This is a genomic window from Pseudomonas sp. M2 (assembly GCF_015751845.1).
Lineage (GTDB): Bacteria > Pseudomonadota > Gammaproteobacteria > Pseudomonadales > Pseudomonadaceae > Aquipseudomonas > Aquipseudomonas putida_E.
Genome location: NZ_JADOUD010000001.1, coordinates 4,261,969 through 4,281,689, shown reverse-complemented (window position 1 = coordinate 4,281,689; position 19,721 = coordinate 4,261,969). Strand labels below are relative to the sequence as shown.

The 19,721-nt window shown below is 61.2% G+C and carries 17 protein-coding genes; 7 read left to right on the top strand and 10 right to left on the bottom strand.

The window, feature by feature from the left end; translation table 11 throughout:
• The first annotated feature begins 100 nt into the window (after positions 1–100).
• From IWW33_RS19795 to fabB, 5 genes are all read left to right on the top strand, one after another.
• Entirely contained in the window at positions 101–2,248 is a 2,148-nt protein-coding gene (locus IWW33_RS19795; protein ID WP_174142478.1) for a TonB-dependent receptor, read from the top strand.
• On the top strand, positions 2,248–3,138 hold the full coding sequence (locus tag IWW33_RS19790; protein ID WP_115274287.1) for an ABC transporter substrate-binding protein: 891 nt from the start codon (positions 2,248–2,250) through the stop codon (positions 3,136–3,138). The genes IWW33_RS19795 and IWW33_RS19790 overlap by 1 nt, the downstream gene beginning before the upstream one ends.
• A complete protein-coding gene (locus IWW33_RS19785) occupies positions 3,135–5,066 on the top strand; it encodes an ATP-binding protein (protein WP_046785241.1) in 1,932 nt (643 codons plus the stop codon). Before IWW33_RS19790 ends, IWW33_RS19785 begins: the two co-directional genes overlap by 4 nt.
• Before the next feature lie 201 nt (positions 5,067–5,267).
• Positions 5,268–5,783 carry a 3-hydroxyacyl-[acyl-carrier-protein] dehydratase FabA gene (gene fabA, locus IWW33_RS19780; protein WP_012315334.1) on the top strand — a complete coding sequence of 172 codons (516 nt, stop codon included), beginning with the start codon at positions 5,268–5,270 and terminating at the stop codon, positions 5,781–5,783.
• An 11-nt stretch (positions 5,784–5,794) separates the two neighbouring features.
• Positions 5,795–7,015: a beta-ketoacyl-ACP synthase I gene (gene fabB, locus IWW33_RS19775; RefSeq protein ID WP_012315335.1), complete on the top strand. Its 1,221-nt coding sequence runs from the start codon at positions 5,795–5,797 to the stop codon at positions 7,013–7,015.
• 89 nt (positions 7,016–7,104) lie between these two features.
• On the opposite strand, the gene IWW33_RS19770 is transcribed toward fabB, so the two are convergent.
• Positions 7,105–8,109 (bottom strand): amidohydrolase family protein, encoded by a 1,005-nt coding sequence (locus IWW33_RS19770; protein ID WP_174142477.1) that lies wholly within the window; start codon positions 8,107–8,109, stop codon positions 7,105–7,107.
• A 114-nt stretch (positions 8,110–8,223) separates the two neighbouring features.
• On the opposite strand from IWW33_RS19770, the gene IWW33_RS19765 reads away from it, so the two are divergent.
• Positions 8,224–9,087, top strand: coding sequence for a pirin family protein (locus IWW33_RS19765; protein WP_115274285.1), 864 nt, complete (start codon positions 8,224–8,226; stop codon positions 9,085–9,087).
• A gap of 31 nt (positions 9,088–9,118) precedes the next feature.
• Here IWW33_RS19765 and IWW33_RS19760 read toward each other — a convergent pair whose 3' ends face one another.
• The 4 genes from IWW33_RS19760 to IWW33_RS19745 all read right to left on the bottom strand — a co-directional run bounded on the left by IWW33_RS19760 (position 9,119) and on the right by IWW33_RS19745 (position 12,838).
• Positions 9,119–9,844 carry a dienelactone hydrolase family protein gene (locus IWW33_RS19760; protein WP_119687482.1) on the bottom strand — a complete coding sequence of 242 codons (726 nt, stop codon included), beginning with the start codon at positions 9,842–9,844 and terminating at the stop codon, positions 9,119–9,121.
• 64 nt (positions 9,845–9,908) lie between these two features.
• The gene (gene htpG / locus IWW33_RS19755; RefSeq protein WP_046785421.1) at positions 9,909–11,813 is read right to left on the bottom strand and encodes a molecular chaperone HtpG; all 1,905 of its coding nucleotides are present in this window, start codon (positions 11,811–11,813) and stop codon (positions 9,909–9,911) included.
• Positions 11,814–11,882: 69 nt separating this feature from the next.
• Positions 11,883–12,365, bottom strand: a complete 483-nt coding sequence (locus IWW33_RS19750; protein WP_115274283.1) for a PaaI family thioesterase — start codon at positions 12,363–12,365, stop codon at positions 11,883–11,885.
• Complete coding sequence (locus IWW33_RS19745) at positions 12,362–12,838, bottom strand: PaaI family thioesterase (RefSeq protein ID WP_174142476.1); 477 nt, start codon at positions 12,836–12,838, stop codon at positions 12,362–12,364. Before IWW33_RS19745 ends, IWW33_RS19750 begins: the two co-directional genes overlap by 4 nt.
• Before the next feature lie 165 nt (positions 12,839–13,003).
• Here IWW33_RS19745 and IWW33_RS19740 point away from each other — a divergent pair, with 165 nt between their 5' ends.
• The gene (locus IWW33_RS19740; RefSeq protein WP_012315342.1) at positions 13,004–13,273 is read left to right on the top strand and encodes a hypothetical protein; all 270 of its coding nucleotides are present in this window, start codon (positions 13,004–13,006) and stop codon (positions 13,271–13,273) included.
• Between the two features lie 67 nt (positions 13,274–13,340).
• On the opposite strand, the gene IWW33_RS19735 is transcribed toward IWW33_RS19740, so the two are convergent.
• From IWW33_RS19735 to lpdA, 5 genes are all read right to left on the bottom strand, one after another.
• Positions 13,341–14,090, bottom strand: coding sequence for a DUF599 family protein (locus tag IWW33_RS19735; RefSeq protein WP_115274281.1), 750 nt, complete (start codon positions 14,088–14,090; stop codon positions 13,341–13,343).
• A gap of 180 nt (positions 14,091–14,270) precedes the next feature.
• On the bottom strand, positions 14,271–15,584 hold the full coding sequence (gene brnQ, locus IWW33_RS19730; RefSeq protein WP_046785248.1) for a branched-chain amino acid transport system II carrier protein: 1,314 nt from the start codon (positions 15,582–15,584) through the stop codon (positions 14,271–14,273).
• 392 nt (positions 15,585–15,976) lie between these two features.
• A complete protein-coding gene (gene sucD / locus IWW33_RS19725) occupies positions 15,977–16,861 on the bottom strand; it encodes a succinate--CoA ligase subunit alpha (RefSeq protein ID WP_003254203.1) in 885 nt (294 codons plus the stop codon).
• Positions 16,861–18,027, bottom strand: coding sequence for an ADP-forming succinate--CoA ligase subunit beta (gene sucC, locus IWW33_RS19720; RefSeq protein ID WP_011534748.1), 1,167 nt, complete (start codon positions 18,025–18,027; stop codon positions 16,861–16,863). Before sucC ends, sucD begins: the two co-directional genes overlap by 1 nt.
• A gap of 172 nt (positions 18,028–18,199) precedes the next feature.
• Positions 18,200–19,636 carry a dihydrolipoyl dehydrogenase gene (lpdA, locus tag IWW33_RS19715; RefSeq protein WP_039602469.1) on the bottom strand — a complete coding sequence of 479 codons (1,437 nt, stop codon included), beginning with the start codon at positions 19,634–19,636 and terminating at the stop codon, positions 18,200–18,202.
• Positions 19,637–19,721: the final 85 nt, after the last annotated feature.

The window sequence follows — 19,721 nt, the reverse complement described above, 5'->3', positions numbered from 1 at the left end:
GCTGCAAGCTGCAAGACACAGCGCCCTCATTGGCCACAAGGTTTTCTTGTAGCTTGCAGCTTGCTGCCTGTGGCTGGCAAAACCCCCATGGTCAGTTAACATGCCTGTTTCAACTCTGATACAAGGCCGTATCGTGTTCCATGGCACGCCTCCCTACCCTCGCCTGTTGCTGCTGACTGCCTTGCTCGGCAGCCCGGCCGTGGCCGACGACCTGTTCATCGACAACGCCGACCTGCCACAGGTTCTGACCGCCACGCGGCTGAAACAATCCCCGGCCGCCGTGCCGGGCAGCATGACCGTGCTCGACAGCGAACTGATCCGTGCCAGCGGCGCCCGCGACATCCCCGAACTGCTGCGCCTGGTGCCGGGGATGATGATCGGCTACGGCGCCGGCAACCAGCCAACCGTCAATTACCACGGCACCAACGTCAACGAAGCCCGGCGCATGCAGGTGCTGATCGACGGCCGCTCGGTGTACCGTGCGGGCCTGGCCACGGTGGACTGGAGCGACATCCCGGTGGCGCTGGAGGACATCGAACGCATCGAGGTATTCCGCGGCCCCAACACCGTCAGCTACGGCGCCAATGCACTGATGGCGGTGGTCAACATTCTCACCCGCAATCCGGCGGACAGCCATGGCACGCGCATGAAGCTGACCCGCGGCCAGGATGGCATCGATGACTACTACCTCAGCCACGGCTTCGGCTGGGACGGCGGTGATCTGCGCCTGTCGGTGTCGGGCCAGAAAGATGACGGCTTCGATGAAAACCAGTTTGGCCAGGATTACCGCGACAGCCGCCGCCTGAACCGCTTCAACCTCAGCGTCAGCCATAGCCTCGCGACAAATCAGACCCTGGAATGGCAACTGGCAGCCAAAGAGGGCAGCAACCAGCGGCCCTATACCTACCAGCCCGTATTCCCCTTCGTCACCGAAAGCGGCAACAACGCCGACGTCAACGCCAAGGACTACGCAGGCTCCGTGCGCTGGAACATCGACTTCAACCCTGACCACAGCCTGTACGTGCAGGGCTCGGCCCAGCACTTCGACCGCCAGCAGGTCTGGCGCGCCTGCGACGCAGCGCTGTCGTTCAGCCCGGAACTGACCCGGCTGTGGCAGCTCAACCCGAATTTTGCCGAGCAGGTCGCCCGCGGCGCCAACAACCCGCCCAACAGCAGCAACCCCGAAGAGCAGGCGCTGGTCGATGCCATCAAGGACCAGTGGAACAACCAGGGCGGCAGCAACGTGGTGTGCGGCGATGTCGACCAGAGCACCCGTGAAACCCGCTACGACCTGGAAATCCAGGATACCCTGAGCCTGACCGACAACCTGCGCCTGCTCAGCGGCATGAACTACCGTTATGACCGCGCCGACTCACAGACGTATTTCGACGGCGGCCTGGACGATCAGACCTGGCGCCTCTTCGGCCAGTTGGAGTGGCGCGCGGACGATCATTGGATCCTGCAGGGCGGCGCGATGTTCGAAGACTCGCAACTGTCCGGCAGCTCGCTTTCCCCGCGCATGGCAGTCAACTACCTGATCACCCCGCGCCACGGCTTGCGTGCGGTGTACTCCGAGGCAGTGCGCTCGCCGGACATGTTCGAAAACAACGTCAACTGGAGCTACACGGTCAAGAACCTGACCCCTACTGCGTTCGGCCAGCAGAACGGCGAGTATTTCGTCAAGACCCGCGGCCCGGGCGACCTCGACCAGGAACGCATGCGTTCACGCGAGCTGGGCTACAACGGCCAGTTCACTGCTATCGACCTGAACATGGATGTGAAACTGTTCTACGACGAGATCACCGGAATGATCAGCGAGCCCCTGAGGAACAACCAGTACATCGCCAGTAACGCCAACAAGGCCCGATTCAGCGGCAGCGAGGCACAGCTGGACTGGCGCCCTACCCGGCGCGACCGCCTGCGTTTCACATATGCCTATGTCGATGCCTGGGCCAGCAACCCCGCCGACAGCGCCAACACCGCCCGCAACAGCGGCTCGGCGGGCTGGATGCGCGAATGGGGTGATGGCTGGTCCAGTGCGCTGTTCTACTACGGCGACGATGCCCTTAACCAGTATCGCTACGAGCGCCTCGACCTGCGTCTGGCCAAACGCTTTCGGATCGAGGGCAGCACCCTTGAGCTGGCTGCGTTGTGGCAGCAGCGCCTGGACGACGAGCCGACCACCACCCTCCAGAACCGCTATGACAGCCGTCACCGCCTGAGCGTCAGCGCGGAGCTGGAGTTCTGATGGCCCGCCTGCTGCGCCTGCTGGTGTTCTGCCTTTGGCCATTAGGCTCGCTGTCCGCCAGCGAAATCCTGTTGGTCGGTGGCGAGGAACAGCCCGGCATCCGTAGCTTTGTCGCGGCCCTCGAAAGCCGCCGCAACCAAGATCAGGTACGGTTTCAGACCGTCGCCGAACTGCCGCGCCCAGGCAAGCTCAAGGCCGACCTGCGCCTGGTGCTGCTTGACAGCGCCGCACTGGAGTGGCGCCTGGCCGAAAGCAAAGGGCCGGCGGCCCTGGCCATGCGCATCAGCCGCGTGCAGGCCGAGCAGCGCCTGGGAAAGTCGCGACCGGCGTACCTGACGCTGCTGTGGAGTGACCCGCCCCTGGCCCGCCAGTTGCGCCTGGCCCGCTACCTGTTGCCGCAGGCCCAACGCATCGGCGTGCTGTACGCAGAACACAGCCATTTTCTGCTTGATGAACTACGCCAGGCAGCCCGGCCACTGGGGCTGGAAATCGTCGCCCAGCAATGGCCGGACCCGCGCGACAGCCGGCCGCTGCTGGATCTGTTGGGCAATAGCGACGTGCTACTGGGCCTGGAAGACCCCGACCTTTACAACTCCAAGACCGCCAAGAACCTGCTGCTCAGCACCTACGGCCGGCAGATGGCGCTGATCGGCCCGAACGCCGGCTTTGTCCGCGCCGGTGCCCTGGCCAGTACCTACAGCGACCAGGAGGACTGGCTGGCGGTGCTCGACCAACTGCTCGACCGCCCGCCAGCGCAATGGCCGCGCAGCCTCTACCCCGCACGTTTCGGGGTCAGCGGCAACCAGCAGGTGGCTCGCGCCCTGGGCCTTGAACCGATCGATCCGAACGCCACTGCCAAGGTTTTGGCTGAAGGAGAACCCACCCCATGACTAGACGCCTGAGCTGGGATATCCACACCCGTACGCAGATCATAAGCCTGGGCCCTGCGCTGCTGCTGACATTGCTGCTGATCAGCTTCTTCACCTTCGTGCGCATCCAGGACTTGCGCCAGGAGCTCAACCATACCGGTCAGCTGATCGCCAATCAGTTGGCTCCAGCGTCCGAGTACGGTGTGATCTCGGGTAACAACGAAGTGCTCGAAGGCCTGATGCGCGCCACCCTGAGCATCCCCCACGTGCGCTTTCTGGAAGTGCAGGACAGCCGCAACCACATCCTGGTGTACGTCGAGCAGTCAGACGAGAGCGCTAACCGGGCACAACGCGTGGAGGTGTTCCAGGCGCCGATCCGGCTTCAGCAAATACGCCTGGACAACGACTTCCTGCAGCAGGGCAAAGCGCCGTCGCCGGCGATCGGGGACGATTATCTGGGGCGGGTGATCGTCGGCATGTCGGACGACGCCTTCAGCCAGCGCCAACAGGAGATCGTTATCAAGGCTGGCATCCTGGCGCTGTTCGCCCTGTTGTTCACCTTCCTGCTCGCACGGCGCCTGGCCATGAGCCTCGCAAAGCCGATCAGCGACATGGGCCATGCGGTAAAGGCCATCCAGCAAGGTGACTACAACACCCCGCTGCCGGTGGTCGACGACAGCGAGCTGGGCCACCTGGCACGCCACATCAACAACCTGGCCAGCGCACTGGAACAGGCCAGCGCAGAACAGAAACAGGCCATTGCCCAGTTGATCCAGGCCCGCGAGGAGGCCGAGCAGGCCAACGGCGCCAAGTCGGAATTCCTCGCGATGATGAGCCACGAGCTGCGCACCCCCATGAATGGCGTGCTGGGCATGCTGCAGCTGCTCGAAACCACCCAGTTGACCAGCGAGCAGGCCGAGTACACGGCTGTGGCCAGCGAATCCACCGGGCACTTGCTCAAGGTGATCAACGACATTCTCGATTTCTCACGGATCGAACGCACCACGCTGCAACTGGAGCATATCGACTTCAATCTCGGCGAGCTGATCGCCAGCAGCGTGCAGTCCTTCCAGCACAGCGCACAACAACGGGGCCTGGATCTGCAACTGCAATTACCGGCCCAGAGCGAGCGGCTGCAGGTGGTGGGCGACCCGACGCGCATCCGCCAGATCCTCCTCAACCTGGTCGGCAATGCCCTGAAGTTCACTGAACGCGGCCAGGTGCAGGTCGAAGCGCGTTGGCAGGCGCTCGATCGTCAGACGCTGTGGTTCACGTGCAGCGTGCGCGACACAGGCATCGGCATCGACAGCGAACGCCTGGAAATGATGTTCGTCGCCTTCCAGCAGGCCGACAGCTCGATTTCCCGGCGCTATGGCGGTACTGGCCTGGGGCTGTCCATCGCTCGCACCCTTGCTGAACGCATGGGCGGCAAGCTGCGTGGCGAAAGCCACGAAGGGCTGGGCTCGACCTTCACCCTGGAAATGCCGCTAGCCCTGGCGAGCCCTGCGCCTGCGACATTGCCCGGCGCGCTGGCGGCTCACACACCGCTCGCCAAAGGCGAACGGATCCTGCTGGTGGAGGACAACCCGGTCAATCAGAGCGTCATCGAAGCCATGTTGCGCAGCTTGGGGCTGGAGGTCAGCGTGGCCCATGACGGCATCCAGGCCGTGGAAAAGGTCAGCCAGCAGCACTTTGCTGCCATCCTGATGGACTGCCGCCTGCCGCAGGTCGATGGTTATGAAGCCACCCGACGCATACGCCTGCTGCCCAACGGCGGCCAGTTGCCGATCATCGCCTTGACCGCCAACGCCCTGCAGGGTGACCGGGAACGTTGCATGGCCGCCGGCATGGACGATTACCTGAGCAAACCGTTGCGCCGCACTGACCTGCAGCAGGTGTTGCAACGCTGGTTACCCGGCCGGACAGCCGCGACTGGCGATAAATGCTAAAGTGCGGCAGTCTTAAGGACTGGACAGGACCTTCATCGGCCCTGAAAATAGACGTTTCAGTGCACACCTGTACTTCTTTCGCCAGGTGCGCTGTGACTTTCACCACAACGCAATAGTCTACCTGTAGGCTGCCGCCCGGACTGATGCCGGGTTGGCCGGGAAGATTCATCCCCTGCCACAGGGGGTTATTGAGGAGCTCGCATGACCAAACAACACGCCTTTACTCGGGAAGACCTGCTGCGCTGCAGTCGCGGTGAGCTGTTCGGCCCAGGTAATGCGCAACTGCCCGCGCCGAACATGCTGATGGTCGATCGCATCACCCATATCAGCGAAGAAGGCGGCAAGTACGGCAAAGGTGAATTGGTCGCCGAGCTGGATATCACCCCGGACCTGTGGTTCTTCGCCTGCCACTTCGAAGGCGACCCGGTAATGCCGGGCTGCCTGGGCCTTGACGCCATGTGGCAGTTGGTTGGCTTCTTCCTGGGCTGGCAGGGCCTGCCTGGCCGTGGCCGCGCCCTGGGCTCGGGTGAAGTGAAATTCTTTGGCCAGGTATTGCCTACTGCCAAGAAAGTCACCTACAACATTCACATCAAGCGCGTCCTGAAGGGCAAGCTGAACATGGCCATCGCCGATGGCTCGGTCAGCGTTGACGGCCGCGAGATCTACACTGCCGAAGCCCTGCGGGTCGGCGTGTTCACCTCCACTGACAATTTCTAAGGGTTATTCGCATGCGCCGCGTCGTTATCACTGGTCTGGGCATCGTATCGTGCCTGGGCAATGACAAAGCTACCGTCACCGAAAACCTGCGCAACAGCCGTCCGGGTATCCGTTACAACCCGGAATACAAGGAACAGGGGCTGCGTAGCCAGGTTTCCGGCTCCATCGACCTCAACCTCGAAGAACTGATCGACCGCAAGGTCTACCGCTTCGTCGGCCACGCTGCGGCGTATGCCTACCTGGCGATGCAGGACGCGATCAAGGACGCCGGCCTGACCGAAGAGCAGGTTTCCAACCCGCGTACCGGCCTGGTGGCTGGCTCCGGCGGCGCCTCGACCCTGAACCAGATGGAAGCGCTGGACACCCTGCGCGAGAAAGGCGTCAAGCGTGTCGGCCCCTACCGCGTCACCCGCACCATGGGCAGCACCGTTTCGGCGTGCCTGGCCACCCCGTTCAAGATCAAGGGCCTGAACTACTCGATCTCGTCGGCCTGTGCCACCTCGGCACACTGCATCGGCACCGCCCTGGAGCAGATCCAGTGGGGCAAGCAGGACATCGTCTTCGCCGGTGGCGGTGAAGAAGAGCACTGGAGCCAGTCGTTCCTGTTCGATGCCATGGGCGCCTTGTCGACCAAGCGCAACGATACTCCGGAACTGGCTTCGCGCGCTTACGACGCCGACCGTGATGGCTTCGTCATCGCTGGCGGTGGCGGCATGGTCGTGGTCGAGGAACTGGAACACGCCCTCGCCCGTGGCGCCAAGATCTACGCCGAAATCGTCGGCTACGGCGCGACGTCCGACGGCTACGACATGGTTGCCCCAAGCGGCGAAGGTGCCATTCGCTGCATGCAGCAGGCACTGGCCACTGTCGACACCCCGATCGACTACCTGAACACCCACGGCACCTCGACTCCGGTCGGCGACGTTGCCGAAATCAAAGGTGTTCGCGCCGTGTTCGGCGACAAGGCACCGAAGATCAGCTCGACCAAGAGCCTGTCGGGCCACTCGCTGGGTGCTGCCGGCGTCCACGAGGCGATCTACTGCCTGCTGATGATGGAGAACAACTTCATCGCCGGCTCCGCCAACATCGACGAGCTGGACCCGGAAGTCGCTGACCTGCCGATCCTGCGCAAAACCGAAGAAAACGCCAAGATCGATACGGTCATGAGCAACAGCTTCGGCTTTGGCGGCACCAACGCCACCCTGGTGCTCAAGCGCTGGACTGGCAAGTAATGCCTTGATGCGGTAAATGAAAACGCCCCGACTGGTTCGGGGCGTTTTCTTTTGTGTTTGCCTGTGCCGCGTAGCGTTCGGGCAGACCGTCAGCGAGCCTTGGGCAAGACCGCCAGGAAGTTGTCCCGCGCCACCTGCTTCGCCACCCCTTCCGGCAAGGCATCCAGAAACGGCTTGAAGCTGTGCATCTGCTCCCCCACGCTGCCAAACTTGCCCACCACGTCAGACCCAAGCATGAACCGCTGCGCGAAGCGCTCGACCAGCGCCAGCCACTCCTTGCGCGGCACACCCTTGTCATCCAGCAGGTAGGGCTCGAGCACAGTCCACGACAAGTCGATGTAAAGGTTCGGGTAGTCGTTGAGCAGGCGCGTCAGCACCGGCAATAGAAAGTCCATCTGCGTCTGATGCCGATGAATCTCCATGCTCGTGCCCGCGTGCGCCCAGATGAACCGGGTATGCGGATGATTGCGCAGCGGTTCCTCGATCTCGGCCAGGTAAAGCGGGTTGCGCTCACGCTTGGAGGTGATGTTCGAATGCAGCAGTACCGGCATGTCGCGTTCGGCTGCCAGGTGATAGATACGGGTCATGGCCTCGTTGTTGGCGCGCGGCGTATCACCGCTGGTCAGCGCAGTAAGGTCGTCGTGCCGGGTAAATACTTCACCTATGCCCTGCCAGAGGCCAGGGTAGAGATCGAGCATGCGCTCGATATGGCTGACCGCATTCTTGTCTACCGGATTGAAACCGGTCAGGAAAGGATGAAAGCGCTTGCGCTGCTCGGCCGGCAGCTTCTGCAGCGCCGCCGCCACGTAGGTATCGGTGGCGCTGTACCAGTAGGCGTCGGCATCGTCACCGGCGTAATAGCGCGGCCGCTTGGGCTCATCCTCGTGCCATTTCTTGGCCACCGGAATGCCAGAAATCATCGAGTGCTCGACACCCGCTTGATCCATGGCCTTGATCAGGGCAGCCATACCCTCGGTCTCTTGAAAGAAGTCCACATAGTGCAGGTGGGCGTCACTGTAGCGGTAATCACGCGCCTGTGCCGCCTGGCACAACGTTGCGCTCAACAGCAGGCAGGCCAGCGCTCTGGCGATCATGGGCAGCATCCTTCTCTGTGTATGAACAGAGTAGACCTGGCGGCCAAGCCAGCGGTTCAGCCATGCACGGCAAACCGCTATGCTGGTGCTATTTCCCGCCGCCTGGAGCACAGCATGAGCAGCCCATTGGTGATCCGCCCGCGCGCCGAGTCGGTCGAGGGCCAACCGATCCTGCGCCCACTACCGTCGGCGCAGTGCCGCAGCGTCGGCCCGTTCGTGTTCTTCGACCACATGCTCGAGACCGACTATGCGCCGGGCCACGGCATGGATATTCGCCAGCACCCGCATATCGGCCTGTCGACGCTGACCTACCTGTTCGAAGGGGCGATCCTGCACAAGGACAGCCTGGGCTCGAATCAGCGCGTGTTGCCTGGCGATGTGAGCTGGATGACGGCCGGCAGCGGCGTGGCGCATGTCGAACGCACCCCGGCCGAGGCGTTGGCACACGGTTCGCGCCTGCATGGGCTGCAGGTGTGGCTGGCGTCGCCCCGCGCGCTCGAGCAAGGCGCACCGAGCTATAGCCATCACGCCGCGGCCAGCCTGCCAGTGAGCGATAACCTGGGGGTACGCATCTGCATGATTGCAGGTAGCGGTTTCTGCCTGGAATCGCCGGTGCCAGTCCTCTCCCCTACCCTTTACGCGCATGTGCAGATGCAATCGGCGACCACGCTGGTGGTACCTGATGAGCATGCGCAACGGGCGCTGTATCTGCTCGACGGCGAGCTGATGATGAATGATGAGGAAGTCGAGGCGTGCAGCTTGGTGGTGCTGCCTGAGGGCGAAGAGATTGCCTTGTATGCCGAGGGTGAATGCCAGCTGGTATTGATCGGCGGCGAGCCACTGGATGGGCCACGGCGGATGAACTGGAATTTCGTGGCCAGTGATCCGCAACTGATCGAACACGCCCGGGCGAAATGGGCTGCCGGCGATTGGCCGGTGGTGCCGGGGGAGACTTCGCGGATCGAGCTACCGCGTTAAAGTGGGGCCGCTTTGCGGCCCCACTGCACCGTCAGCGCTGGAACACTTCAGTGAGCAAATTGTGCATCGAGCGGAACGCCCGCTCCGAGGTCCTGCGGTCATACTGCATCTTGCCCGGCACATTGGCATTCGGGTCGGTGAACGAGTGCACCGCGCCGCCATAGCTCAGCAGCTGCCAATCCACCTTGGCCGCATTCATCTCTTCCTCGAAGGCCGGCAGCTGCTCCCTCGGCACCAGCGGGTCGGATGCGCCGTGCAGCACCAGCACCGAGCCCTTGATGTGCTTGGCATCTTCAGGGTTCGGGGTATCCAGCGTGCCATGGAACGACACCGCAGCCTTCAGGTCTGCACCGGTACGGGCCAGCTCCAGGGCGCAGCAGCCGCCAAAGCAGAAGCCGAAGGTTGCCACCTTGCCAGGCTCCAGTAACGCCTTCGACTGTGCCAGCAGCTGCGCCAACGCCTCCTTCATGCGCTTGCGCAATTCGCCACGGTCATTCTTCAACGGCATCATCGCCGTCCCGGCTTCGTCAGCATTGGACGGACGCACCGATTGCCCGTACAGGTCGGCAATCAGCACCACATAGCCTTTTTCGGCCACTTCCTTGGCGATGCGCTCGGCACCTTCGCCAATGCCCATCCAGTTCGGCGCCATCACCAGGCCCGGTCGCCCCAACGCACCTGGCTCATACACCAGACGGCTTTCATAGGCCTTGCCGGACAGGTGATAAACCAGCGATTCGACGATTACCTTGCTCATCAAGCACTCCTTGGGCATTCACCATTAAAAAAGCCCGCCGAAGCGGGCTTATCGATGCATCAACTCAAGCAGACAGCTCGACCAACAGCTTGTTCAGACGACGAACGTACGCCGCCGGATCCTTCAAGCTGTCACCGGCCGCCAGGGCCGCCTGATCGAAGAGGATGTGCGACAGTTCGGCAAAGCGGTCTTCACTCTGCTCGTTGTCCAGCTTTTCAATCAGCGGATGAGTCGGGTTGAATTCGAAGATCGGCTTGGAGTCCGGCACCTTCTGCCCGCTGGCTTCGAGGATCTGGCGCATCTGCAGGCCCAGGTCCTGCTCACCGATGGCCAGGATTGCCGGCGAATCGGTCAGGCGGTGCGACACACGCACTTCGGCGACGCTCTCACCCAGCGCAGATTTCAAGCGCTCGACCAGGCCTTCTTTTTCCTTGGCGACTTCTTCCTGGGCCTTCTTGTCCTCTTCGGAGTCCAGCTTGCCCAGGTCCAGGTCGCCACGCGCGACATCGACGAAGGCCTTGCCGTCGAACTCGTTGAGGTAGCTCATCAGCCACTCGTCGATGCGATCGGTCAGCAGCAGCACTTCGATGCCTTTCTTGCGGAAGACTTCCAGGTGCGGGCTGTTCTTGACCTGCGCGTACGACTCGCCGGTGAGGTAGTAGACCTTGTCCTGGCCTTCCTTGGCGCGCGCCAGGTAATCGGCCAGGGAGACGCTCTGCTCGCCGCTCTCGTCATGGGTGGAGGCAAAGCGCAGCAAGCCGGCGATCTTCTCCTTGTTGGCGAAGTCTTCGGCCGGGCCTTCCTTCAGCACCTGACCAAAGTTCTTCCAGAAGCCCTTGTACTGCTCAGGCTCGTTCTTCGCCAGCTTCTCCAGCATGTCCAGCACACGCTTGGTCAGCGCAGTTTTCATCGAATCGATGATCGGATCCTTTTGCAGGATCTCGCGGGAGACGTTCAGGGACAGGTCATTGGAGTCGACCACACCCTTGATGAAGCGCAGGTACAGCGGCAGGAACGACTCGGCCTGGTCCATGATGAACACGCGCTGCACATACAGCTTCAAGCCGCGCGGCGCTTCACGCTGGTACAGATCGAACGGCGCGCGGGCCGGCACGTACAGCAGCGAGTTGTATTCGAGCTTGCCTTCGACCTTGTTGTGGCTCCAGGCCAGCGGGTTTTCGAAGTCATGGCCGATGTGCTTGTAGAACTCCTGGTATTCCTCGTCCTTGATTTCGGTACGCGGGCGGGTCCACAGGGCACTGGCGCGGTTGACGGTTTCCCATTCTTCGGCCGGCTGCTCTTCACCTTCGGCCGCCGCCTGCTCTTTGGGCAGCTGGATCGGCAGGGCAATGTGATCGGAGTACTTCTTGACCACGTTACGCAGGCGCCAGCCATCGGCGAATTCCTGCTCGTCCTTCTTCAGGTGCAGGACAATACGGGTACCGCGCTGTGGTTTTTCGACGGTGGAAACTTCGAAGTCGCCCTCGCCCTTGGACGACCAGTGCACGCCCTCGGCAGCCGGCTGGCCGGCGCGACGGCTGAACACGTCGACCTTGTCGGCCACGATGAAGGCAGAGTAGAAGCCCACACCGAACTGGCCGATCAGGTGCGAATCCTTCTTCTGGTCACCGGTGAGGTTCTTCATGAAGTCGGCCGTGCCGGACTTGGCGATGGTACCCAGGTGAGTGATCACATCTTCGCGGCTCATGCCGATGCCGTTGTCCTCGAGGGTCACGGTACCGGCGTCCTTGTCGAAACTCAGGCGGATTTTCAGGTCGGCGTCGTTTTCGAACAGCTCTGGCTTGGCCAGGGCTTCGAAACGCAGCTTGTCGGCGGCGTCGGAAGCGTTGGAAATCAGCTCACGCAGGAAGATTTCCTTGTTCGAGTACAGCGAGTGAATCATGAGGTGCAGCAGCTGCTTTACCTCGGTCTGGAAGCCCAGGGTTTCCTTTTGTGTTTCCACACTCATGGTCTTCAAAACTCCGATCTGATGGCAGTGGGCGCCGGCAGCCGAATCGGCATGCATTAATGGCGGATGTCATGCAGATGGGGGCAGCCCCGACGATTTCAAGGGCTTTTGGGGCTCAATCTTGAAATGCGCACGGGCAGTGGCGATCGGCGATTGTCGATCGCCCTGCCAGGCGGTGATCGCCACATTGGTCACCCGCCGGCCTTGGCGCCAGAGCTGGCACTGCGCGTAAGTGTCGCGAAAGAGCCCGGCGCGCAGGTAGTCGATGGAAAAATCGATGATCTTGGGGATGCTGGCGCTCTCGCTGTAGATCAGCAGATACAAGGCGGCAGAAAGCTCCATGAACCCAGCAATCACACCGCCATGAATGGCCGGCAGCAACGGGTTGCCGATGTTGTCCGGGCTGGCCGGCAAGCGGAACAGCAGGTCATCGCCCTGGCGCTCACAGGTGATGCCGATCAGGCTGGCGTAGGGTATCAACGCCAGCAATGGCTGGTAATCGCCCACGGCATGCGCCGCGTTGAGCTGTCGACGTACGTCTTGTGGAATCATGCCCCGCCCTCCTTCAGCCCCTTGCCGAACCGGATGCCGCCCTTGACCTCCTGCCCCAGGCGCATGAAGGTACCGACAACCTGGCAGATCGGCTGGGCGGGGTCGTCCTGATAGGCCATGCCACGGGTGAAAATCACGTCTCGGGTGACCCGATAGCACTGGGCATGACCATAGATGGGCTTTCCCGCCTCTGCCGGATGCATGTAGTCGATACGAAGGTCCAGCGTTGGACATACTTCAAAGCTCGGCAGCACGCAAAGGGTGGCCATCCCGCAGGTGGTGTCCATCAGCGTGGTCAGGGCACCACCATGCACTGCGCCGGTCTGCGGGTTGCCAACGATGGCTGGCGACCAGGGCAAGAGCAGCGTCATGCCATCGGCGTCCGCATGCTCCACGCGCATTTGCAACACTTGACAATGTTTCAGTGCCGACAAGAAACGCTCGGCCATGGCCATCAAGCTTGAATCGGTCATCGGTACACTCCTCTTCACAGCCACTGGCGCCTGCGACATCTGCATAAGTGTGATAAAAAGTCTATCCGCGATGCGGTGTTATATATCTGTAACTGATACGGAACTATTGCCGCATGGCTGAACTCGAAGGAACAAGTCACTTATTCCACCAAGGAGAAACACCCAATGCGTAAACCATTTGCTTTTGCTCTGATGCTGGCTGCTGCCATGGGCCTGGCTGCTTGCGATAAAGCGAGCGAAGACAAAGCCCAAGACGCACAGGAACATGCCGAGCAAGCCCAGGAAAAAATGGGCGAAGCTCAGGATAAAATGAACGACGCCGCCGAGGAAAACGCCGAAGCTGCCAAAGATCAGGCTGAAGCCGAGCAGAAGGCTGCTGAAGAAGCCGCTCCGGCAACTCCGGCTACTGCACCGGCTGAGCCTGCCAAGCAGTAATCGCGACGCACAAAAAAACCCGACATTGTCGGGTTTTTTTGTGCCTGCCAGTTATAGGTTAAACGTTTCATGTGTTTGTACCGAGGCCTTCCTTGCTGGTCTCGGTAGGCGCACTTTCCGTTGGCGTGAACACCATCACTTCCAGCACATCGGAGTGGAACTCCCGGCGATACAGGATCAATACCACTCCTACACTCACGACCATGAACAACCACGGGCTGATGAACCAGGTGAGCATGGCCATGCCGAAGTAATAAGACCGCAAGCCAAAGTTGAACTGATTGGCCGCCAGCGACAACACCCTCGCCGCCCGTGAAGCGAAAGCCTTGCGCTCAAGCTCACTGACCAGCCGCTCGCCTATCATGGGCGCAGACCCCACCAGCACTGCTGCGAAGTTGTACTGGCGCATGCACCAGCTGAACGTAAAGAACGCATAGACGAAAACCATCGCCAGGCAAAGCAGCTTGATTTCCGACATGCCTTGCGAGGCCTGCTGCACCAGAGGCAGGTCGGCCAGCAGCGACAGGGCGCGGTCAGAGGCCCCCAGAACAGTCAGGATGCCGGCCAGAATGATCAGGGTACTGGAGGCAAAGAACGACGCGTTGCGCTCCAGATTGCCAATTACACTGGCATCGGCGATGCGGTTGTCGCGCAGCAGCATGCGGCGCATCCAGTCTTCCCGGTACAGATGCAGCACACTAGCCAGGCAGGCAGTGTCGCGGCCCTTCCAGATGGCATAGCGGGTATAGCCGCCCCAGCATAGGGCGAACCAGCAGAGGGCCAACACGTTGTGAAGGTTGCTTTGGATGAAATTCATGCAGTTTTCCCGAAGGCCAGGGCAGACAAGGATAGGGACCGCATTTCGACGCTTGCAAGCACGCAAAGGCACATCGGCGCAATAAAAAACCCCGCACCCTTGAGGATGCGGGGTTTGGTGTATCGGCCTTCGCGGGCACCCTACGGCTTGTGGCCGGTGCCAACGGCAGGCGTCAACCTATCAGGCCAGCGCCTCGCGCGGCTTGCCAAGCATGCGGTCGCACGCCACAGCCGCCATCAGTGTCACCACCGACGGCACCAGCCAGGCCAGGCCCTGATCGCTCAGCGGCAGGTGGGCCATGAAGTCCGGCAGCACGTGGGCAATGCTGCTGCCCTTGATCGCGTCAACCATGCCGAACAACAGCGACACCAGCATGACCGGCGCCAGGATACGTGTTGGCGAATTCCACAGGTCTTTGACGAAGCTCAGCCCTACCACCACGATGCACGGTGGGTAGATGGCGGTCAGCACCGGGATCGAGAACATGATCAGCTTGGTCAGGCCCAGGTTGGAAATCAGCAGCGAGAAGCCCGCCAGGATCACCACCAGCGCACGGTACGACAGCGGCAGGATCTGGCTGAAGTACTCGGCGCATGCGCAAGTCAGGCCTACGGCAGTCACCAGGCAGGCCAGCGCGATCAGTACCGCCAGGAAACCGCTGCCAAGCGAACCGAAGGTGTGCTGTACGTAGGCGTGCAATACCGCTGCACCGTTGGTGGCTCCAGCCGCGATATCATGGCTGCTGGCTCCCAGGCGGAACAGGCTGATGTAGACCAGCGCCAGGCCTACACCGGCAATCAGGCCGGCAATGATGGCATAGCGGGTGATCAGCTTCGGCGACTCGACACCCCGCGAACGGATGGCATTGACGATCACGATACCGAAGACCAGCGCACCCAGGGTGTCCATGGTCAGGTAGCCATCGGAAAAGCCTTTGGAGAAGGCCGCAGCTGCATAGGCAGGCTGTGCTTCACCAATGGTGCCGGCCGGCAGCGCGAACGCCGCGATGCCAAGTACCGCCAGGGCGATAATCTTCAGCGGCGCGAGGAAACGGCCCACGGTATCGAGCAACTTGCCCGGGTACATGGACACCGCCAGTACCACGATGAAGTACACCAGGCTGTAGAGGAACAACGCCAACGGGCTTTCACCGGTGAGCGGTGCCACACCCACTTCGAACGACACGGTCGCGGTGCGCGGGGTTGCGAACAGCGGGCCGACCGACAGGTAGCATACCGCCGCCAACAGGCCGCCGAAGAACTTGCCGATCGGGCTGCTGAGCGCATCCATGCCACCACCGACCTTGGCCAGTGCGACCACGGTGATGACCGGCAGGCCCACAGCCGTTACCAGGAAGCCCAGAGCGGCCATCCACACATGCGGCCCGGACTGCAGACCGACGATGGGCGGGAAGATGATATTGCCAGCGCCCACAAAAAGCGCAAACGTCATAAAGCCAAGCGCCAGGATATCCTGGCCTTTTAAAACTTTCATTTAGGGTAGTACCACACTGCTGAAATCGGGATTCGAGAAGGGATTTCCCCTTGAGTGAGGGAAATGCTGCCCGGCTTGATAGGCCAGACCCGTTTAGCGTGTCGTTCCCTTTTGGGGTACGGGCACAAAGTGAACGCGTAGATTAACCGTTTTACCCGCCAAACGCACTGGCACAGTGCTGCTTGTCCGATGTGCGTACATGTTTGTCGTCTGGTTGACCGTGTTCGACGACAATTTATTGCTGATTCGAGCGGATGTCTGGTTGAAAATCCTGATCAGGGTGATCGAACTTTCCGAAGGTGGGGGCGCAGCCTTCACAGCCGCACAACGACAAAGGCCACCCGAAGGTGGCCTTTGTGCGCGTGGGGGTACTACATATTACTTTGTGTTACTTACTTCTTGGCTTCCCAGCCAGTCAGCTCGGCCAGGGCCTTGCCGATGTCAGCCAGGGAACGCACGGTCTTCACACCAGCGTCCTGCAGGGCCGCGAACTTCTCGTCCGCAGTGCCCTTGCCGCCGGAAATGATGGCGCCAGCGTGGCCCATGCGCTTGCCCGCAGGTGCAGTAACACCAGCGATGTAGGAAACGACAGGCTTGGTCACGTGGGCCTTGATGTAGGCCGCGGCTTCTTCTTCAGCCGAACCGCCGATCTCACCGATCATGACGATCGCTTCGGTCTTCGGGTCTTCCTGGAACAGCTTCAGGATGTCGATGAAGTTCGAGCCTGGGATCGGGTCGCCGCCGATGCCCACGCAGGTCGACTGGCCAAAGCCGGCGTCGGTGGTCTGCTTGACCGCTTCGTAGGTCAGGGTGCCGGAACGCGAAACGATACCGACCTTGCCTGGCAGGTGGATGTGGCCTGGCATGATGCCGATCTTGCACTCGCCCGGAGTGATGACACCTGGGCAGTTAGGGCCAATCAGGGTAACGCCCAGCTCGTCGCACTTGACCTTGGCATCCAGCATGTCCAGGGTAGGAATGCCTTCGGTGATGCAGACGATCAGCTTGATGCCGCCGAAGGCTGCTTCCAGGATCGAGTCTTTGCAGAACGGAGCCGGAACGTAGATCACCGAAGCGTCAGCGCCGGTAGCTTCCACGGCTTCCTTGACGGTGTTGAACACCGGCAGGCCCAGGTGGGTGGTGCCACCCTTGCCCGGGGTAACGCCGCCGACCATCTTGGTGCCGTAGGCAATGGCCTGTTCGGAGTGGAAAGTACCCTGCGAGCCGGTGAAGCCCTGGCAGATGACTTTGGTGTCTTTATTGATCAGGACGCTCATTACTTGCCCTCCGCAGCTTTGACAACTTGTTGAGCAGCGTCGGTCAGGCTGGTTGCCGCAATGATGTTCAAACCGCTTTCTGCCAGTACTTTTGCGCCCAGTTCGGCGTTGTTGCCTTCAAGGCGAACGACGACCGGAACCTTGACGCCGACTTCTTTCACTGCACCGATGATGCCTTCGGCAATCATGTCGCAGCGAACGATGCCGCCGAAGATGTTGACCAGTACGGCCGCGACATTGCTGTCGGACAGAATGATCTTGAACGCTTCGGTAACGCGCTCTTTGGTAGCACCGCCGCCTACGTCGAGGAAGTTGGCTGGCTTGCCGCCGTGCAGGTTGACGATGTCCATGGTACCCATGGCCAGGCCGGCACCGTTGACCATGCAGCCGATGTTGCCTTCCAGGGCAACGTAGTTCAGTTCGAACTTGGCAGCGTGGGCTTCACGAGCGTCGTCCTGCGACGGGTCGTGGAAGGTCTTCAGCTTGGGCTGACGGTACATGGCGTTGGCGTCGATGTTGATCTTGGCATCGAGGCAGTGCAGGTCGCCGTCGGCCTTGATCACCAGCGGGTTCACTTCCAGCAGGGCCAGATCGTGATCCTTGAACAGCTTGGCCAGGCCAACGAAGATCTTGGCGAACTGTTGAACCTGCTTGCCTTCCAGGCCCAGCTGGAATGCCAGTTCACGACCCTGGAACGGCTGAGCGCCGACCAGCGGGTCGATGGTAGCCTTGAGGATCTTCTCAGGCGTTTCGTGAGCGACTTTCTCGATGTCCACGCCACCTTCGGTGGACGCCATGAACACGATACGGCGGCTCGAACGATCCACTACAGCGCCCAGGTACAGCTCTTTGGCGATGTCAGTGCAGGATTCGACCAGAATCTTGGAGACGGGTTGACCGTTGGCATCAGTCTGGTAGGTAACCAGATTCTTGCCCAACCACTGTGCAGCGAACGCCTTGGCGTCTTCCTTGCTGCGAACCAGCTTGACGCCGCCCGCTTTACCGCGACCACCAGCGTGGACCTGGGCTTTGACAACCCACTCGGAACCGCCGATCTTGTCGCAGGCTTCTGCAGCTTGCTCAGGGGTATCGACAGCGAAACCCTTGGAAACTGGCAGGCCGTACTCAGCGAACAGCTGCTTACCCTGATACTCGTGAAGATTCATGCTTTTTACCGTCTTCGTTAGGTACTGCGCTTCGGCGCTGCGCCATTACTGGCGCCGCACCACCTGTGACCGTTGACCCCGGGTTTTCCCGTGTGATCCGGTCCGGCGGACGTTCCGCGGTGAGTCATGCACGCAAGACTCACGACGGGCAGCCCGCCGTGGTTTCTTATAATTAACGCTTCTTACGGTTGGCCACGTGAATGGCGCCGCCATTCACTGCCAGCGCTGCTTCATGCAACGCTTCGGACAGGGTTGGATGGCTGAAGACCATCATGCCCAGATCCTCGGCACTGGTGCCGAATTCCATTGCGATTGCGCCCTGCTGAACCAGCTCGGCAGCCGACGGGCCAATCACGTGTACACCCAGTACGCGGTCGGTCTTGGCATCAGCGATGACCTTGACGAAACCACCGGTGTCGTTGGCCGCCATCGCACGGCCGCTGGCCGCGAACGGGAAGGTGCCTACGTTAACCTCAACACCCTCGGCCTTCAAGGCTTGTTCGGTCTTGCCGACCCACGCGATTTCCGGGTGGGTGTAGATAACCGAAGGGATCAGGTCGTAGTTCATCTGGGCCTTGTGGCCCTTGATGCGCTCGACGACCATGATGCCCTCTTCCGAGGCCTTGTGCGCCAGCATCATGCCGCGGACAACGTCGCCGATGGCATAGACGCCCGGTACGCTGGTAGCGCAGTGGTCGTCAACGAAGATGTAGCCACGCTCGTCGATGTTCACGCCGCTGTCGGAGGCCAACAGGTCGGTGGTCACCGGGCGACGGCCGACCGCGACGATCAGCTTGTCGAAGGTGATCTTCTGCTCGCCTTCGGCGTTGGTGTAGGTCACTTCGACTTCGTTGCCGTTGACTTTCGAGCCGGTGACGCGAGCGCCCAGCTTGATGTCCAGGCCTTGCTTGGTCAGGGTCTTCTGGGCTTCTTTCGACACTGCGGTGTCAGCAGCCATCAGGAAGGTGTCCAGGGCTTCCAGGACGGTGACTTCAGCACCCAGGCGAGCCCACACCGAGCCCAGCTCCAGGCCGATCACGCCAGCACCGATCACGCCCAGACGCTTGGGAACCGATTGGAATTCCAGGGCGCCGGTGGAGTCGACGATGACGTTCTGGTCGACCGGAGCCGGCGGAATGTCGATCGGACGCGAGCCGGAGGCCAGGATCACGTTCTCGGCTTCGATGATTTCGGTGGTGCCATCAGCCTTGGTGACTTCGACTTTCTTGCCAGCCAGCAGTTTGCCGTGGCCCTGGATCGAAGTGACGCCATTGGCCTTGAACAGGGTGGCAACGCCACCGGTCAGGTTCTTGACGATGCCAGCCTTGCGACCAACCATCGCGGCCACGTCCATCTTCACTTCGCCAGTGGAGATGCCGTGGACGTTGAAGCTCTCTTTGGCTTCCTTGTACTTCCAGGAGCTGTCCAGCAGCGCCTTGGACGGAATGCAACCTACGTTCAGGCAGGTGCCACCCAGGGCCAGCTTGCCCTCGGCGTCGGTGTACTTCTCGATACAGGCAGTCTTCAGACCAAGTTGGGCAGCCTTGATGGCAGCCACATAACCGCCAGGACCTGCACCAATCACCACTACGTCGAATTTCTGGGTCATAAAAGATTCCTTTTTAGCTTCAAGCGGCAAGCTGCAAGCCGCAAGTCCAGCAGGCTTCGGCTTGAAGCTTGCGGCTTGCAGCTTA

What these genes read in the sequence shown, in the direction of transcription:
- IWW33_RS19795 (WP_174142478.1), top strand. Translation starts at nt 101, where the DNA reads ATGCCTGTTTCAACTCTGATACAAGGCCGTATCGTGTTCCATGGCACG.
- IWW33_RS19790 (WP_115274287.1), top strand. Translation starts at nt 2,248, where the DNA reads ATGGCCCGCCTGCTGCGCCTGCTGGTGTTCTGCCTTTGGCCATTAGGC.
- IWW33_RS19785 (WP_046785241.1), top strand. Translation starts at nt 3,135, where the DNA reads ATGACTAGACGCCTGAGCTGGGATATCCACACCCGTACGCAGATCATA.
- fabA (WP_012315334.1), top strand. Translation starts at nt 5,268, where the DNA reads ATGACCAAACAACACGCCTTTACTCGGGAAGACCTGCTGCGCTGCAGT.
- fabB (WP_012315335.1), top strand. Translation starts at nt 5,795, where the DNA reads ATGCGCCGCGTCGTTATCACTGGTCTGGGCATCGTATCGTGCCTGGGC.
- IWW33_RS19770 (WP_174142477.1), bottom strand. Translation starts at nt 8,109, where the DNA reads ATGATCGCCAGAGCGCTGGCCTGCCTGCTGTTGAGCGCAACGTTGTGC.
- IWW33_RS19765 (WP_115274285.1), top strand. Translation starts at nt 8,224, where the DNA reads ATGAGCAGCCCATTGGTGATCCGCCCGCGCGCCGAGTCGGTCGAGGGC.
- IWW33_RS19760 (WP_119687482.1), bottom strand. Translation starts at nt 9,844, where the DNA reads ATGAGCAAGGTAATCGTCGAATCGCTGGTTTATCACCTGTCCGGCAAG.
- htpG (WP_046785421.1), bottom strand. Translation starts at nt 11,813, where the DNA reads ATGAGTGTGGAAACACAAAAGGAAACCCTGGGCTTCCAGACCGAGGTA.
- IWW33_RS19750 (WP_115274283.1), bottom strand. Translation starts at nt 12,365, where the DNA reads ATGATTCCACAAGACGTACGTCGACAGCTCAACGCGGCGCATGCCGTG.
- IWW33_RS19745 (WP_174142476.1), bottom strand. Translation starts at nt 12,838, where the DNA reads ATGACCGATTCAAGCTTGATGGCCATGGCCGAGCGTTTCTTGTCGGCA.
- IWW33_RS19740 (WP_012315342.1), top strand. Translation starts at nt 13,004, where the DNA reads ATGCGTAAACCATTTGCTTTTGCTCTGATGCTGGCTGCTGCCATGGGC.
- IWW33_RS19735 (WP_115274281.1), bottom strand. Translation starts at nt 14,090, where the DNA reads ATGAATTTCATCCAAAGCAACCTTCACAACGTGTTGGCCCTCTGCTGG.
- brnQ (WP_046785248.1), bottom strand. Translation starts at nt 15,584, where the DNA reads ATGAAAGTTTTAAAAGGCCAGGATATCCTGGCGCTTGGCTTTATGACG.
- sucD (WP_003254203.1), bottom strand. Translation starts at nt 16,861, where the DNA reads ATGAGCGTCCTGATCAATAAAGACACCAAAGTCATCTGCCAGGGCTTC.
- sucC (WP_011534748.1), bottom strand. Translation starts at nt 18,027, where the DNA reads ATGAATCTTCACGAGTATCAGGGTAAGCAGCTGTTCGCTGAGTACGGC.
- lpdA (WP_039602469.1), bottom strand. Translation starts at nt 19,636, where the DNA reads ATGACCCAGAAATTCGACGTAGTGGTGATTGGTGCAGGTCCTGGCGGT.